General features: G+C 69.0%; 12 protein-coding genes. 6 read left to right on the forward strand and 6 right to left on the reverse strand.

Going from position 1 to position 14,385, the window contains the following annotated elements:
- Positions 1-80: 80 nt before the first annotated feature.
- Genes NNY25_RS01615 through hemC form a run of 3 tightly spaced genes read right to left on the reverse strand, consistent with a single transcriptional unit; the run spans position 81 to position 2,529 of the window.
- The gene (locus NNY25_RS01615; RefSeq protein WP_265569607.1) at positions 81-935 is read right to left on the reverse strand and encodes a hypothetical protein; all 855 of its coding nucleotides are present in this window, start codon (positions 933-935) and stop codon (positions 81-83) included.
- A complete protein-coding gene (locus tag NNY25_RS01620) occupies positions 932-1,618 on the reverse strand; it encodes a uroporphyrinogen-III synthase (RefSeq protein ID WP_265569608.1) in 687 nt (228 codons plus the stop codon). Before NNY25_RS01620 ends, NNY25_RS01615 begins: the two co-directional genes overlap by 4 nt.
- Positions 1,615-2,529 carry a hydroxymethylbilane synthase gene (hemC, locus tag NNY25_RS01625; protein ID WP_265569609.1) on the reverse strand — a complete coding sequence of 305 codons (915 nt, stop codon included), beginning with the start codon at positions 2,527-2,529 and terminating at the stop codon, positions 1,615-1,617. Before hemC ends, NNY25_RS01620 begins: the two co-directional genes overlap by 4 nt.
- Positions 2,530-2,621: 92 nt before the next feature.
- On the opposite strand from hemC, the gene tsaD reads away from it, so the two are divergent.
- Positions 2,622-3,653: a tRNA (adenosine(37)-N6)-threonylcarbamoyltransferase complex transferase subunit TsaD gene (gene tsaD, locus NNY25_RS01630; protein WP_265569610.1), complete on the forward strand. Its 1,032-nt coding sequence runs from the start codon at positions 2,622-2,624 to the stop codon at positions 3,651-3,653.
- Entirely contained in the window at positions 3,650-4,639 is a 990-nt protein-coding gene (locus NNY25_RS01635; protein WP_265569611.1) for an NAD(P)H-dependent glycerol-3-phosphate dehydrogenase, read from the forward strand. The genes tsaD and NNY25_RS01635 overlap by 4 nt, the downstream gene beginning before the upstream one ends.
- On the opposite strand, the gene NNY25_RS01640 is transcribed toward NNY25_RS01635, so the two are convergent.
- Entirely contained in the window at positions 4,636-4,803 is a 168-nt protein-coding gene (locus tag NNY25_RS01640; protein ID WP_265569612.1) for a DUF1674 domain-containing protein, read from the reverse strand. The two genes, NNY25_RS01635 and NNY25_RS01640, sit on opposite strands and share 4 nt — an antisense overlap.
- Before the next feature lie 28 nt (positions 4,804-4,831).
- Here NNY25_RS01640 and NNY25_RS01645 point away from each other — a divergent pair, with 28 nt between their 5' ends.
- Genes NNY25_RS01645 through purH form a run of 4 tightly spaced genes read left to right on the forward strand, consistent with a single transcriptional unit; the run spans position 4,832 to position 10,013 of the window.
- Positions 4,832-6,082 carry an RsmB/NOP family class I SAM-dependent RNA methyltransferase gene (locus NNY25_RS01645; protein ID WP_265569613.1) on the forward strand — a complete coding sequence of 417 codons (1,251 nt, stop codon included), beginning with the start codon at positions 4,832-4,834 and terminating at the stop codon, positions 6,080-6,082.
- A gap of 18 nt (positions 6,083-6,100) precedes the next feature.
- Positions 6,101-6,760 (forward strand): ribulose-phosphate 3-epimerase, encoded by a 660-nt coding sequence (rpe, locus tag NNY25_RS01650; protein WP_265569614.1) that lies wholly within the window; start codon positions 6,101-6,103, stop codon positions 6,758-6,760.
- Positions 6,760-8,412: a heparinase II/III family protein gene (locus NNY25_RS01655; RefSeq protein ID WP_265569615.1), complete on the forward strand. Its 1,653-nt coding sequence runs from the start codon at positions 6,760-6,762 to the stop codon at positions 8,410-8,412. Before rpe ends, NNY25_RS01655 begins: the two co-directional genes overlap by 1 nt.
- An 11-nt stretch (positions 8,413-8,423) precedes the next feature.
- Positions 8,424-10,013: a bifunctional phosphoribosylaminoimidazolecarboxamide formyltransferase/IMP cyclohydrolase gene (gene purH / locus NNY25_RS01660; protein ID WP_265569616.1), complete on the forward strand. Its 1,590-nt coding sequence runs from the start codon at positions 8,424-8,426 to the stop codon at positions 10,011-10,013.
- Here purH and NNY25_RS01665 read toward each other — a convergent pair.
- Both NNY25_RS01665 and polA read right to left on the reverse strand, forming a co-directional pair.
- On the reverse strand, positions 10,010-11,530 hold the full coding sequence (locus NNY25_RS01665; RefSeq protein WP_265569617.1) for a lipopolysaccharide biosynthesis protein: 1,521 nt from the start codon (positions 11,528-11,530) through the stop codon (positions 10,010-10,012). The genes purH and NNY25_RS01665 overlap by 4 nt on opposite strands.
- Positions 11,530-14,346: a DNA polymerase I gene (gene polA / locus NNY25_RS01670; protein ID WP_265571431.1), complete on the reverse strand. Its 2,817-nt coding sequence runs from the start codon at positions 14,344-14,346 to the stop codon at positions 11,530-11,532. The genes NNY25_RS01665 and polA overlap by 1 nt, the downstream gene beginning before the upstream one ends.
- Between the last annotated feature and the right edge of the window lie 39 nt (positions 14,347-14,385).

A 14,385-nucleotide genomic window follows, 5' to 3' on the forward strand; every position in this document is an offset into this window, starting at 1 on the left:
CTTAATCCCCCGAAAACAAAGCGTTGCTTCGTTAACAATTGGTTGATGAACGAGTGCTGATTGCGATGAAAGGGGGCAATTCAGCCGTTGGTCGCATTTTCCTCTCGGGACAGCAGCGCGGCACTCTCGAGCCGGTCGAGCGCGCGGCGCGTCGTGACGTAGCGGCGGGCGTCCTCGATCCACTCCCCCGCCGAATCGGCACCGGGCATGCGCATCGTCTCGGCGAGCGCGGCGCTGACGTCGCCGAGGCGCAATTCGACCAGAGCGCGGTCGTAGCGTGCCCGCGGCTTGGGGTTGGGCTGCCCGGCGGGGTAGATGGCGACAAGGCTCGACAGCTCGCGCTTGACGCGTTGCCAGGCCCCCACGTCCTCGCTGCCGGTGCGCAGGGTCGGGCCCAGCCGCTCGTAGCGCGCGATCAGGTCGTCGAGCCGGACTGGATCGCGCGCCGAGGTGATGACCTGCGCCACCTCGGGTTCGTAATTGGCGCCGAAGCGGTCGACGAGAAGATGCTCGAGATAGCCGAGCGCGACGCCGCGTTCGACCGCGCGCCGCGCCGCGAAGGCGACGAGCAGCGCGTCCGCGCGTCCCGCCGAGCCTTCCGCGCGGCGGATTTGCGCTTCGAGCCGCTTTACCCGCTCCTCGAGCGTGTCGATCTCGTCGATCGCCGCCTGCGCGTTCTCGGCGGCGGCAGCGACGGCGGCATTGTTGTCGGTCACGGCATTGGGGACGAGCGACTGCAGTGCGGGCGTGCTCGCCGGGCTCATCGCCGGGCCGTCGCCTGCAATGGCTGCGACCGGTGCCTCCTCGCGCACGCCGAGGAATTCCGCGGCGCCCTGCCAGCGGGCGAGAGTCCAGATGGCGGCGGCGGCGCCGACGACCACCAGCGCCAGTCCCCACAGCATTCTTGCCTGCATCGTCATCGTGTCGCCCTTCACGCCCTCGCGGCGCGATCCTCGCACAGACGCTTGGCGAGCGCCAGCAGGCTCGCATCCTCGGGGCTGCGCGAGGATGCGACCTCGGCCCAGCCCTCGCCGCAGCCTCGTGCCGCCTCCTCGCTGATCGCGGCGATGGCGATGGTCGAGCGGTCGAAACCTGCGCGGTCCACGAGGGCGGCGAGATGCTGGCCCGCGCGCGCGCTGTGGACGCAGGCGACGCTGCCGGGAAGGCGGTCGAGATGCTCCGGACGGTCGCGCGCTACGCTGGCGTAGACGGGCACCGGCACGATCGTCTGTCGTGCCTCGCGCGGCTGGCGGCGGTGCTGGCCGCACAGATGGAGCAGCCGCAGATCGCCCGGCAACTCGGAAAGTAGCGCGTCGACACCCTCGTCGCCGATGCGGTCGACCATCAGTCCGGCCGTGCGCGCGGCGGCGGCCGTGGCGTCACCGACGGCGTGCGCCGGAAGTCTCTTGTATGCTTCCATCCCCTCGCCCGCGTGGCGCGGCGCATTGGCACTGGTCAGCAGCAGCGCGTCGAACCGGTCGGGGTCGGGCGGCGACCAGTCGACCGGCTGCACCTTGAACAGAGGAATGCGCGCGATCTCGTCGAAACCCATCTTCTCGGCGCGGGCGAGGCTCAGGCTGGCACCGGGTTCGGGCCGCAGGATGACGAGCGGCTTCATGTGGAGAACAGCGTCCGGATGCTTTGCGGCGCGCGGTCCAGCATGGTGCGCGCCATGGCGGCGGGGGTCTCGCGGTCATCGCGCGCGAAGCGTGCCTCGTCCGAGACTTTCTCGCTGCCGTCCGCGGCATAGAGCTCGGCACGCATGACGATCTCGTCGCCCTCGACCGTCGCGAGCGCGGCAACGGGGCTGTGGCAATCGCCGCCCAGCGCCAGCACGAACGCGCGTTCGGCCAGCACCGCGTTGTGCGTGTCGCGATGATCGATCGCGGCCAGCCAGTCGCGCAGCTCGGCATCGTCGCTTCGCGCGTCGATGCCGATCGCGCCCTGGGCGGGAGCGGGCAGCATGACGTCGTGCGGGACCGGCGCGCCGACGTCCATGCCTAGCCGTTCGAGCCCTGCCGCAGCCAGCAGCGTCGCGTCGACCGCTTTCTCTTCGACCTTGGCGAGGCGTGTCGCGACATTGCCGCGCAGCGTCTGGGCAAGAAGGTCGGGGCGCAGGCTTCCGAGCTGTGCGGCGCGGCGCGGGCTCGACGTGCCGATGCGCGCGCCCTCGGGCAGTGCTGCGACGCTGTCCGCCCCGATCAGCCGGTCGCGCGTGTCGGCGCGCTCGAGCATCGCTGCGATGCCGAGCCCGTCGGGACGCACGCTTTCGACGTCCTTCATCGAGTGGACCGACAGGTCGGTTTCGCCCGCCAGCAGCGCGCGATCGAGCTCCTTGGTCCACAGCGCCTTGCCGCCGATTTCGGCGAGCGGGCGGTCCTGGATGCGATCGCCGCTGGTCTTGAGCGTGACGATCTCGACCGTGCCGTCGGCCCAGCCGTGCGCGGCCTCGAGTGCGGCGGCGACCATCCGCGCCTGCACCAGCGCCAGAGGCGAGCCGCGCGTGCCGAGTTTCAAACGCCGTTCCATCGCGCCAGCCCATGCGGCCTCGCAGCGCGGCGGGCAAGGGGTTTGGCGCCGCGACTGGCGCTTTTGCGCGCGTTGGGGCAAGGGAGCCGGTGATGACGATCATCCTCGGACTCGAATCCTCCTGCGACGATACCGCGGCCGCCCTGGTCACGAGCGAGCGGCAGATCCTCGCGCAGGCCGTCGTCGGCCAGGCCGACCGCCACCGCCCCTATGGCGGGGTCGTCCCCGAAATCGCTGCGCGCGCCCATGTCGAGATCCTGCCCGACCTCGTTCGCCAAGTGCTGCTCGAAGCGGACGTCGCGATGGGCGACATCGACGCCGTCGCCGCGACCGCGGGCCCGGGGCTGGTGGGCGGCGTGATGGTCGGATTGCTCGCGGGCAAGGGGCTGGCGCTGTCGTCGGGCAAGCCGCTGGTTGCCGTGAACCATCTCGAAGGCCACGCCCTCTCGCCGCGCCTTGCCGACCCGAAGCTCGACTTTCCCTACTTGCTGTTGCTGGCCAGCGGCGGGCATTGCCAGCTGCTCGAAGTGCGCGGCGTGGGCGACTATCGTCGCCTCGCCACGACCATCGACGACGCGGCGGGCGAAGCCTTCGACAAGGCGGCCAAGCAATTGGGCCTCGGCTATCCCGGCGGTCCCGCGGTCGAGGCGCTGGCGCGCGAGGGTGACGCCAACGCCGTACCGCTGCCGCGCCCGATGGTCGGGTCGGGCGAGCCGCATTTCTCCTTTGCAGGCCTCAAGAGTGCGGTGCAGCGCGCGGTCGCTTCGGGCGCGCATCGCCCCGCGGATATCGCCGCGAGCTTCCAGCAGGCCGTGGTCGACTGTTTCGTCGACCGTACGCGGGTCGCGCTGGAAGAAAGCGACGCGCCTAGCCTCGTCGTCGCGGGCGGCGTTGCGGCCAACCAGGCGGTGCGCGGTGCGCTGGAACAACTGGCGGGCGAGCATGGCCGCGCCTTCTCGGTGCCGCCGGGCTGGCTGTGCACCGACAATGCGGCGATGATCGGCTGGGCGGGTGCAGAGCGGTTCGCGGCCGGGCTGGTCGATCCGCTCGACACGCCGGCGCGGGCGCGCTGGCCGCTCGACGAGGACGCCGACAAGGTGCGTGGTGCAGGAGTAAAGGCATGACGATCGAGAAACTGGCGGTCATCGGCGGGGGTGCGTGGGGCACCGCCCTAGCGCAGGTCGCCGCGGGCGAGGGACATGACGTCATGTTGTGGGCGCTCGAGGACGATGTCGTCAGCGCGGTCAATCGCATCCACGAAAACCCGGTCTACCTGAAGGGCCTCAAGCTCTCCCCCACCATCCGCGCGACCGCCAATTTCTCCGACCTGTCCGGAGCCGACGCCTGGCTGGTGGTCACGCCCGCGCAGCACATGCGCGCGGTGCTCGGCCGATCGCCGTGCCCGAACATGCCGCTGATCCTGTGTTCGAAGGGCATCGAGCAGTCGTCGGGCAAGTTGCTCCACCATGTCGCCCGCGACGTCTGCCCGACCTCGCCGATTGCGGTGCTGTCGGGCCCGACCTTCGCGCACGAAGTGGCGGCGGGGCTTCCGACCGCGGTGACGCTGGCGTGCGAGGATCTCGACCTTGCCGAGGAATTGCGCGAACGGATCAGCCTGCCGAGCTTTCGCGTCTACACGACCGACGATGTCGCGGGTGCCGAGGTCGGCGGGGCGATCAAGAACGTGCTCGCCATCGCTTGCGGCATCGTCGAGGGGAAGGGGCTGGGCCAAAATGCGCGCGCCGCGCTCATTGCGCGCGGCTTTGCCGAGATGAAGCGCTTCGGGGCGGCAGTCGGCGCGCGCGAGGAGACGCTGGCGGGCCTGTCGGGTCTCGGCGACCTGGTTCTGACCTGCTCCTCCACCGCCAGCCGCAACTTCGCGCTCGGCAAGGCCATCGGCGAGGGCAGGGACCCTGCCGCGCTGATGAAGGATCGCACCACCGTGGCCGAAGGCGCGCACACCGCGCCGGTGCTCAACGACCTCGCCGAACGCGAGAATATCGACATGCCGATCGTCGCGGCGGTGACGTCGCTGCTCAAGGGTGAGACCGGGATCGACAACGTGTTCGAAGCAATGCTCAGCCGTCCGCCGCGGCCCGAGACCGCCTAGAAGTCGATCGCGATCCCCTTTTTCTCCCAGTCGCCATAGCGGGTCGGGTCGAGCCGCTCCTCTTCGCCCGCGGGCGCATCGGCTTCTTTCACCTTTGCCGGCTCGGGCACGGGCGGGCTGGGCGAGAGATGCTTGGGCGGCTTGACGTGGTCAGGGCGTTTCATCTGCCCCCAATGCTCGCTATGGGGCGCCATGCCAAGACGGGATTCGGTCGGAACGGACGCGCGGCGCGCTGCGCTCAAGATGCTCGATGCGGTGCTGCGCCGCGACGAGACGCTTGATCATGCCGGCCATGTCTATGCGCGCGACCTCGAGCCGTCGGATGCGGGACTGGCGCAGGCGATCGCGGGCGAAGTGCTGCGCCGATTGCCCCTGCTCGACGCGTTGATCGATGGCGCGACCCGCCAGCCGCTTCCCGACGACAGCAAGGCGCGAATGGTGTTGAGGATGGCGCTTGCCCAGCGGATCGCGCTCGACACGCCCGAACATGCGGCAATCGCGACCGCGCTGCCGCTGGTCGACGGCGGCCCGCGCCGGCTGGTGCACGGCGTGCTCTCAACCCTGTTCAAGCGGGACTTGCCTTCTGCCGACGAGGCGCGGCTCCCCGACGACATCGCGTCGCGCTGGGAGGAAGCGTGGGGCGCCGAAGTTGTCGCGGCAGCCACGCGCCAGCTCGCCCATCGCCCCCCGCTCGACCTCGCCTTCAAGGCCGAGGACGCCGCGGCCGCTTTCTCCGATGGCGTCATTCTCGCCCCTCGTCACCGCCGCCTCGACAGCAGAGCGGTCGAGAAGCTGCCGGGCTACAAGGAGGGCAACTGGTGGGTGCAGGACCTTGCGGCCTCGCTTCCCGCCCGGCTGGTGCCTTCATCGGCCCGCCGCGTGCTCGATGCCTGCGCCGCGCCGGGGGGCAAGACGATGCAGCTCGCCGCCGCCGGACACGAGGTCACTGCGCTCGACCTGTCGAAAAGTCGTCTTAAACGACTGCGCGAAAATTTGGCGCGAACCGGGCTTTCTTCGGACATCGTCGTTGCCGATCTTGCCGATTATCGCGCGGATGCCCCGTTCGACGCGGTGCTGCTCGACGCGCCGTGCAGCGCGAGCGGGACGTTCCGACGTCACCCCGAAGTGCTCCAGCGCGCACGCCCCAACATTGTCGAGGCGATGGCCGGGGTGCAGGCGCGGCTGCTCGACGCCTCTGCCGCGCTCGTCGCGCCCGGTGGCCACCTTGTCTACGCCACCTGCAGCCTCGAACCCGCCGAGGGCGAGGAGCAGGTGCGCGCCTTCCTCGATCGCCACGAGGGCTGGAGCCTCGTGCAGGACCCCGCGCCCTTCCCTGGCATCGCGGCGTCGCGCGAGGGCTGGTGGCGCATCCTGCCCGGCCAGCTCGACGAGGCGGGCGGGCTCGACGGTTTCTTCGCGGCGCACCTTGTCCGCGCCCCCTAATCCCGTCTAATCGGACCCATGGCCCAACCGATCATTTCCCCTTCCATCCTGTCCGCCGACTTCGCCAAGCTGGGCGAGGAAATCCGCGCCATCGACGATGCCGGTGCCGACTGGATCCATGTCGACGTGATGGACGGGCACTATGTCCCCAACATCACCATCGGCCCGGGCGTGGTGAAGGCGCTGCGCCCGCACACTCAAAAGCCGTTCGACGTCCATCTGATGATCGAACCGGTCGACCCCTTCCTCGACGCCTTCGCGGACGCGGGCGCCGACATCATCACCATCCACCCCGAGGCGGGCGCCCATAGCCACAGGACGCTCCAGCGCATCCGCCAGCTGGGCAAGAAGGCGGGCGTGGTGCTCAACCCGGGCACCAGCGAGAGCGCGCTCGACTATCTCCTCGACGAGGCCGACCTCGTCCTCGTGATGAGCGTCAACCCGGGTTTCGGCGGGCAGAAGTTCATCCCCTCGCAGCTGAAAAAGATCGAGAAAATCGCGGAAAAGGTGGAAAAGCGCGGGCTTGACGTCATCATCGAGGTCGATGGCGGGGTCGATCCCGATACCGCGCCGCGCTGCATCGATGCGGGCGCCACGGCGCTCGTTGCGGGTACCGCAGTGTTCCGTGGGGGCCCTGACGCCTACGCGTCCAACATCGCCGCACTCAAGGGGGCCTGATGGACGAACAGGGGGCCGAAGCGCGCGCCATTGTCGGCCGGCTGGCGAAGGGCGGCATCGCCCGGCGCCTGCTCGGCGGCCGACGTGCGCCGCTCCGGCTCGCCGCCGTCCCCCGCGACCATGTCGAGGGCAATCGGCGCCGGGGCGAAGCGCTCCAGCGCGGCATCCTCGTCCATGGCGGCACACAGCTCGACCTCGGCGATCTCGACTGGCATGCGATCGGGACCGACACGCCGCCCGCGCGCCACCTGCAGGGATTCGCCTGGCTGCGCGACCTGGGCGCTGCCGCCAGCCGCGAACAGGGTGCGCCGCTTGCCGAGGCGATCGCCGGGCGCTGGCTGGTCGCGCACGGGACCAAGGCCGATGCGGCATGGGACCCGCCGCTGTGGGGCGAGCGGCTGCTTTTCTGGACCGCTTATGCCCCCTACATCCTCTCCTCTCGCGACAGCGGCTATCGCTCGGCGCTGCTCAACACGCTCGCGCGCGGCGCGCGGCATCTCGACGCCAATGCCGACCGCGCGCGTCCCGGGCTCGATCGCGTCACCGCCTGGGCCGGACTGACCGTCGCCGCACTGACCATGGAGGGCGGGGTGCCGCGCGTCGCGCGTGCCGAATCCGGGCTGATGCGCGCGCTGGCGCAGGCGCAGTTCGACGATGGCGGGCTGATGAGCCGCTCGCCCGCCGAACAGCTTCTCCTGGTCGATCGGCTGGGCCTGGTGCGCGCCGCTTATTTCGCGGCCAAGCAGACCATTCCCGACAGTTTCGACAGCGCGGCCGCCGCCGCGCTCGCTGCGCTTCATGGCGTCACCATGGGCGACGGGCGGCTCGCCAGCTGGCAGGGCGGCCATCCCGGCAACGTCGCCGACATTGCCTCGATCGTCGAAGGGTGCGGGATGCGCGCGCGTCCGCTGCGCCAGGCGCGCGGCTGGGGCTACCAGCGCCTGTCCGCGCTCGGCACAGTGGTCTCGCTCGATGCCGCCCCGCCCCCGCTCGCGGCGATGGCGGACCATGGCTGCGCCTCGACCCTCGCCTTCGAGATGTCGGACGGCGAGCAGCGGCTGATCGTCAATTGCGGCGGGCCCGGCCCGTTCGCCTCGCGCTTGCCGGAGGAACTGGTCGCCGCGCTGCGCTCGACCGCGGCGCATTCGACGCTGGTGCTCGACGATCACAACTCGACCGCGATCATGCCCGACGGTAAATTGGGGCGCGGAGTGACCGACGTCGCCATCGACCGCATCGAGGACAATGACGCGAGCCGCATCGAGGCGACGCACGACGGCTACCAGAAGCGCTACGGTATGCTCCACACACGCCGCCTGTCGCTCGGCAACGACGGCAAGGAATTGCGCGGCGAGGACCGCATGGTCCCCAAGGGCCGCCGCAAGATCAAGGACGACCTCCCCTTCGCGATCCGCTTCCATCTCGCGCCCGGCATCGAAGCGACGCCGACCGCCGACGGGATGGGCGCGATCCTGCGCTCCGAGGGCGCGCCGCCGTGGAATTTCCGCTGCCGCGGCGCGATGCTGACGCTCGAGGAGAGCCTCCATGTCGACGGCCGCGGCGACGCGCGCGCGTCGCAGCAACTTGTCGTCGTGGGCGAAGTCTCGCGCCACGGCTCCGACATTGCCTGGCAATTCCGCCGCTCCAGCTAGAAAGACCCCCCGTGACCCCGCACAAGCCGATCCGCCGCGCCCTCGTCTCGCTGTCCGACAAGTCCGGGCTCGAACCGCTCGCCGCCGCGCTGGTGAAACATGGCGCCGAACTGGTCTCGACCGGCGGCACCGCCAAGGCGCTGCGCGAGATGGGACACGCGGTGAAGGATGTCAGCGAGCTGACCGGCTTTCCCGAGATGATGGACGGGCGCGTGAAGACGCTCCACCCCAAGGTCCATGGCGGCATCCTCGCGGTGCGCGACAATCCCGACCATGCCGGGGCGATGGACGAGCACGGGATCGGCCCGATCGACATGGTGGTGGTCAATCTCTACCCGTTCGAGGAGACCGTCGCGAAGGGGGCAGACCGCGACACGGTGATCGAGAATATCGACATCGGCGGGCCCTCGATGGTTCGCTCGGCGGCCAAGAACCATCATGACGTCGCGATCCTGACCGACCCCGCCGACTATGACGCGGTGATCGGCGAGCTCGACGCGCATGGCGGGCTGACGCTCGAATTCCGCAAGATGCTCGCGGCCAAGGCGTTCGCTCTGACCGCCGCCTACGACGCCGCGATCAGCCAGTGGTTCGCCTATGCCGACCAGGGCGAACTCTTCCCGCAGCGCCGCGCGATGGCCTCGAGTCTCGTCTCGACCCTGCGCTACGGCGAGAACCCGCACCAGAAGGCGGCGCTCTACGTGCCGCAACGCGTGATGGCACCCGGCCTCCCGCAGGCCGAGCAGCTGCAGGGCAAGGAACTGAGCTATAACAACTACAATGACGCCAACGCCGCGCTCGAGCTCGTTGCCGAGTTCGCGGGCGGCGATCCGGCGGTGGTGATCGTCAAGCACGCCAACCCGTGCGGCGTCGCGCAGGCCGGCAGCCTCGTCGAGGCGTGGAAGGCCGCGCTCGCGTGCGACAGCGTCTCGGCGTTCGGCGGGATCGTCGCCACCAACGTGCCGCTCGACGGGCCGACGGCCGAGGCGATCTGCGAGATCTTTACCGAGGTCGTGGTGGCGCCGGGCGCCGACGAGGAAGCGCGCGCCGCGTTCGCGAAGAAGAAGAACCTGCGCCTCTTGATCACCGACGGCCTGCCCGATCCGCGCCGCCCGGGCATCAGCCAGGTCGTCATCGCGGGCGGCCTCCTCGTCCAGACGCGCGACAATCTCGCCGTATCGCCCGAGGAGCTGCAGGTCGTCACCAAGCGCGCGCCGACCGAGCAGGAACTGAAGGACTGCCTGTTCGCCTGGACCGTGGCGCGCCACGTCAAGTCGAACGCGATCGTTTACGCCAGGGACGGCGCCACCGCGGGCATCGGCGCGGGCCAGATGAACCGCCGCGATTCGAGCCGTATCGCCGCGATGAAAGCTGCCGAGGCGGCCGAGACCTATGGCTGGGACCAGCCGCGCACGGTCGGCAGCGCGGTCGCGTCCGACGCCTTCTTCCCGTTCGCCGACGGGTTACTGGCCGCGGCCGAAGCGGGAGCGACCGCGATCATCCAGCCGGGTGGGTCGATCCGCGACGAGGAAGTGATCGCGGCGGCCGACAAGGCAGGCCTCGCGATGGTCTTCACCGGAATGCGGCACTTCCGCCACTAGGCGGGTGGGTCGGCCACGACCTTGCGCTTGCGCATCTTGAACAGCTCGCGGTCCTCGGGACCGAAGCCGCGCTTCCAGATGACGATGCCGAACGCGACCATGATCAGCGGGCCGCCGATCACTAGCTGGCCCCAGTCGGGCAGCATGACGGCGAAGAAGCCGACTACGAGCGCCGCGCCCGCCGCCCACAGGAGCGACCAGCGCCAGCCCGAGACCGGCTCGCCGACGATGCGCGAGAGCAACATCGCCTTGGCGGTCGCGCCGAAGGCGAGCGCGAGGGCGAGGCCGATCGCGGGGCCCATCGCTTGCACCATGGTCGGCAGCTCGAAGCTGCGCAGCACGAGGATGGCCGCCGCGCCCAGCGCCGCCTCGACCCCGATCAGCGTGAGGCTGAGCAGCATGTTGCGGTGGCGCGCGAGGTAAATGAGGGCCGCTTCGCTGACGGCTGCGGTCGCGGCGATGACCTCTGCGCCCAACAGGATGCCGAGGATCAGGTAGCCGACCCCGAATTCGGGGCCCATCAGGTTCATCACCGCCATCGCGGGGATACCGAGCGCGAGCGCGACGGCCGCTTGTGCGGCGATGATCCAGAAGCCGACTTGACGCACCTGGCTCGCGACCGCCTCGTAATTGCCCTCGGCGACGTTCTTGGAGATGACCGGCCCGAGGATCGGGTCGAAGCTGGTCTTGAGCTTGGAGACGAGCGACGCGACCTGCTGGGCGACGTAATAGATGCCGACCACGGTGGGCGCGAAGAACAGGCCGAGCACCGCGATGTCGACGCGGCGCGTGCCCCATTCGACCGTGTCGGCGACCGCGAGCGGATAGTTGGCGCGCGCCATCTCCCACAATTTCACCGGATGCGGGCTCCAGCCGTGCGGTAGGCCGTATTCGCGCAGAAAGGGGATCGCTGCTGCGATCACCGCCGCCATCATCGAGGCGACGTAGGCGACGATCAGCCCGTCATCGAGGCTGACGAAGATCCAGGCCGCCGCGACCAACGAGATGACCCACGGCTCGACGATCGCGCGCGCTCGGACAGCCGCGCCGATATTGTGCCGGTAGGCCAGCGCGGCGAGCATGATCTCGGTCCACGCCAGCGCCAGCACGGTGAAGGGCAGCAGGCGTTCGAGCCCGCGCACCTCGGAGTTGGGGAACATCGCCTGCGGGAAGGCGATGAGGATCGCCATCATGATCCCCGATCCGACCGCGGCGACGATCAGCGCGTCATAGCACACGTGCGTGTGACTGCGCTCGCCCGACTGCGACAGTTGTTTGGCGAGCCCTCGCTTCAATCCGAACGTGCCGAGCTGCGAGGCGAATTCGACCACGATCAGCGCGTAGGCGAAACGCCCGAGCGCTTCCGGCCCGTAGAACTGGCCCGCGATGAGGAGGAACGGGATGCGCGCGATCAGGCGCAGCACGAACCCGAAGAAGTTGATCCGCCCGCCACGGGCCAGCGCCGCGAGGTCGCCCGGGCCCTTATCGGCGGGATCGGCTGCGGGAGGCGTCGCCATCAGTGCGCCGCGCCCCAGTTGGCGCCCCAGCCCACTTCGACGTCGAGCGGCACGTCGAGGTCGAGCAGCGGCCCGGCCGCGCCTTCCATCACGTCGCGCACGACCTTGGCGGCGGCCTCTTCCTTGCCCTCGCGCACTTCGAACAGCAGTTCGTCGTGGACCTGGAGCAGCATCCTGACGTCATCGAGCCCGGCATCGTGGAGCGCCGCGTCCATCCGCGCCATCGCGCGCTTGATGAGATCGGCGCTGGTGCCTTGGATCGGCGCGTTGATCGCGGCGCGCTCGGCGCCGGCGCGCACGTTCTGCATCTTCGAACGGATGTTCGGGAAATGCGTCTTCCGCCCGAACAGGGTGGTCGTGTAGCCGGTCTCGCGCACCTTGATGAGCGTTTCCGAGATATAGTTCTTGATGCCCGGGAAGCTCGCGAAATAGCGGTCAATGATGTCCTGCGCCTCGCTGCGTTCGATTTCGAGACGGCCCGCGAGCCCGAAGGCGGAGATGCCGTAGAGGATCGCGAAGTTGACCGTCTTGGCCTTTCCGCGTGTCTCCTTGGTCACCTCGCCGAACAGTTCGGTCGCGGTGCGGTTGTGGATGTCCTCGCCCTTGGCGAAGGCGTCCTTGAGCTGCGGCACGTCGGCCATGTGCGCGGCAAGGCGCAACTCGATCTGGCTATAGTCCGCGCTCATCAGCACATGACCGGGCTCGGCGACGAAGGCGTCGCGGATCTTGGCGCCGATGGGCGTGCGGATCGGGATGTTCTGGAGGTTGGGGTCGGTCGAGGACAGGCGCCCGGTCTGCGCGCCCGCGAGGCTGTAGCTGGTGTGGACGCGCCCGGTCTTCGAATTGATCTGGTCCTGCAGCGCATCGGTATAGGTCGACTTGAGCTTGGCCAGCTGGCGCCAGTCGAGGACGAGGCGCGCGACCTCCATCCCCTCGCCCGCGAGCCGCTCGAGCTCGGTGACGTCGGTCGAATAGTTGCCGGTCTTGCCCTTGCGCCCGCCCTTGGCACCCAGCTTGTCGAACAGGATCACGCCCAGTTGCTGGGGCGAGCCGATGGTGAACTCCTCGCCCGCCGCCGCGTAGATCTTCTTCTCGAGCGCGGCGATGTCCTCGGCGAAGTCCTTGGAAAGACGCGCGAGATAGTCGCGGTCGACCTTGATCCCGCGCTCCTCCATGCGCGCCAGCACCTCGACCATCGGCCGGTCGACCATCTCGTAGACGCGCGTCACCCGCTCTTTGGCCAAGCGCGGCTTCATCCGTTTCCACAGGCGCAGCGTGATGTCGGCATCCTCGGCGGCATATTCGGTCGCCGGACCCAGCGCGACCTCGTCGAAGGTGATCTGCTTCTTGCCCGTCCCGCACACCTGCTTGAACGGAATGCATTCGTGGCCCAGCCGGCTCCTGGCAAGTTCGTCCATGCCGTGCCCGCCAAGCCCGCGGCCCGCGTCGAGGTCGAAGCTCATCACCAGCGTGTCGTCATAGGGCGCGACGCGGATGTCGTGCTTGGCGAACAGGACGAGGTCGTATTTGAAATTATGCCCGATCTTGAGGATCGCATCGTCTTCGAGCATCGGCTTGAGCCGCGCCAGCGCCGCCTCCTTGTCGAGCTGTTCGGGCCGCTCGGCGAGGAGATCGCTGCCGACATGGTCGAGCGGGACGTAGCAGGCCTTGTTGTCGGCGGTGGCGAGGCTGACGCCGACCAGTCGCGCTTCGACGCAATCGAGGCAGTCGGTCTCAGTATCGACCGCGATGTAGCCCTGGTGACGCGCCTCGGCGATCCAGCGGTCGAGCGCGTCCATGTCGGTCACCGTCTCGTATTGCGAGCGGTCGAGCTCGATCTCGTCGGGTTCGGGCGGTTCGGCGGGGCCGGGGTCAAGCATCGGTGCTGACGTCTTGGCGTCACCCGACTTTTCGCGTTCTTCCGCGCTTTTCGAGCCTCCGCCCATACGCGTCAGCAGCGCCTTGAACCCCTGGTCCTCGAGGAATGCGCGCAGCGGTTCGGCCGGGATGCCGTCGAGCTTCAGGCTGTCGAGCGGCTGCGGCAGCGGGGCGTCGCACACCAGCTCGACCAATTCGCGCGACAGGCGCGCGGCGTCGGCATGTTCGGTGAGGTTGCGCTTCAAGGCGGGCTTGGTGATCTCGTCGAGCGAATTGAGGATCGTCTCGAGGTCGCCATACTGGTCGAGCAGCTGCGCGGCGGTCTTGGGGCCGACACCGGGAACGCCCGGTACGTTGTCGACCTTGTCGCCCATCATCGCGAGGAGATCGCCGACCTTCTCCGGGCCGACGCCGAACTTCTCGATCACGTCCTCGCGCTTGATGCGCTTGTCCTTCAACGTGTCGAGCATGTCGATCTCGGCGCCGTTATCGCGCGTCTCGATCAGCTGCATCAAATCCTTGTCGGAACTGACGATGGTGACCTTCCAGCCTTCGTCGGCGGCCGCGCGCGCATAGCAGGCGATGATGTCGTCGGCCTCGAGCCCCTCTTCCTCGATGCACGGCAGAGAGAAGGCGCGGGTGGCCTCGCGCGTCAGCGGGAATTGCGGGACGAGGTCCTCGGGCGCGGGCGGGCGGTTGGCCTTGTACTGATCGAACAATTCGTCGCGGTGGGTCTTGCCCGACGCGTCGAAGATCACCGCGAGGTGGGTCGGCCCCTCCTCCTTGTTGAGCTTGTCGGCGAGCTTCCACAGCATTGCGGTATAACCATAGACCGCGCCGGCAGGCGTGCCGTGCCGGTTGGTCAGCGGCGGAAGCTGGTGATAGGCGCGAAAAATGTAGCTCGAGCCGTCGACGAGATAGAGGTGGTTCGCCATCAGGGCACCTGCCTTAGCAGGATGGGACGGCGATTCCAGCGG

The sequence above is a fragment of the Sphingomicrobium nitratireducens genome (genome assembly GCF_026157035.1).
Taxonomy (GTDB): domain Bacteria; phylum Pseudomonadota; class Alphaproteobacteria; order Sphingomonadales; family Sphingomonadaceae; genus Sphingomicrobium; species Sphingomicrobium nitratireducens.

Coding starts and splice junctions, on each gene's coding strand:
- NNY25_RS01655 (WP_265569615.1), top strand. CDS start 6,760: ATGGACGAACAGGGGGCCGAAGCGCGCGCCATTGTCGGCCGGCTGGCG.
- hemC (WP_265569609.1), bottom strand. CDS start 2,529: ATGGAACGGCGTTTGAAACTCGGCACGCGCGGCTCGCCTCTGGCGCTG.
- NNY25_RS01640 (WP_265569612.1), bottom strand. CDS start 4,803: ATGAAACGCCCTGACCACGTCAAGCCGCCCAAGCATCTCTCGCCCAGC.
- rpe (WP_265569614.1), top strand. CDS start 6,101: ATGGCCCAACCGATCATTTCCCCTTCCATCCTGTCCGCCGACTTCGCC.
- NNY25_RS01620 (WP_265569608.1), bottom strand. CDS start 1,618: ATGAAGCCGCTCGTCATCCTGCGGCCCGAACCCGGTGCCAGCCTGAGC.
- NNY25_RS01665 (WP_265569617.1), bottom strand. CDS start 11,530: ATGGCGACGCCTCCCGCAGCCGATCCCGCCGATAAGGGCCCGGGCGAC.
- NNY25_RS01635 (WP_265569611.1), top strand. CDS start 3,650: ATGACGATCGAGAAACTGGCGGTCATCGGCGGGGGTGCGTGGGGCACC.
- tsaD (WP_265569610.1), top strand. CDS start 2,622: ATGACGATCATCCTCGGACTCGAATCCTCCTGCGACGATACCGCGGCC.
- NNY25_RS01645 (WP_265569613.1), top strand. CDS start 4,832: ATGCCAAGACGGGATTCGGTCGGAACGGACGCGCGGCGCGCTGCGCTC.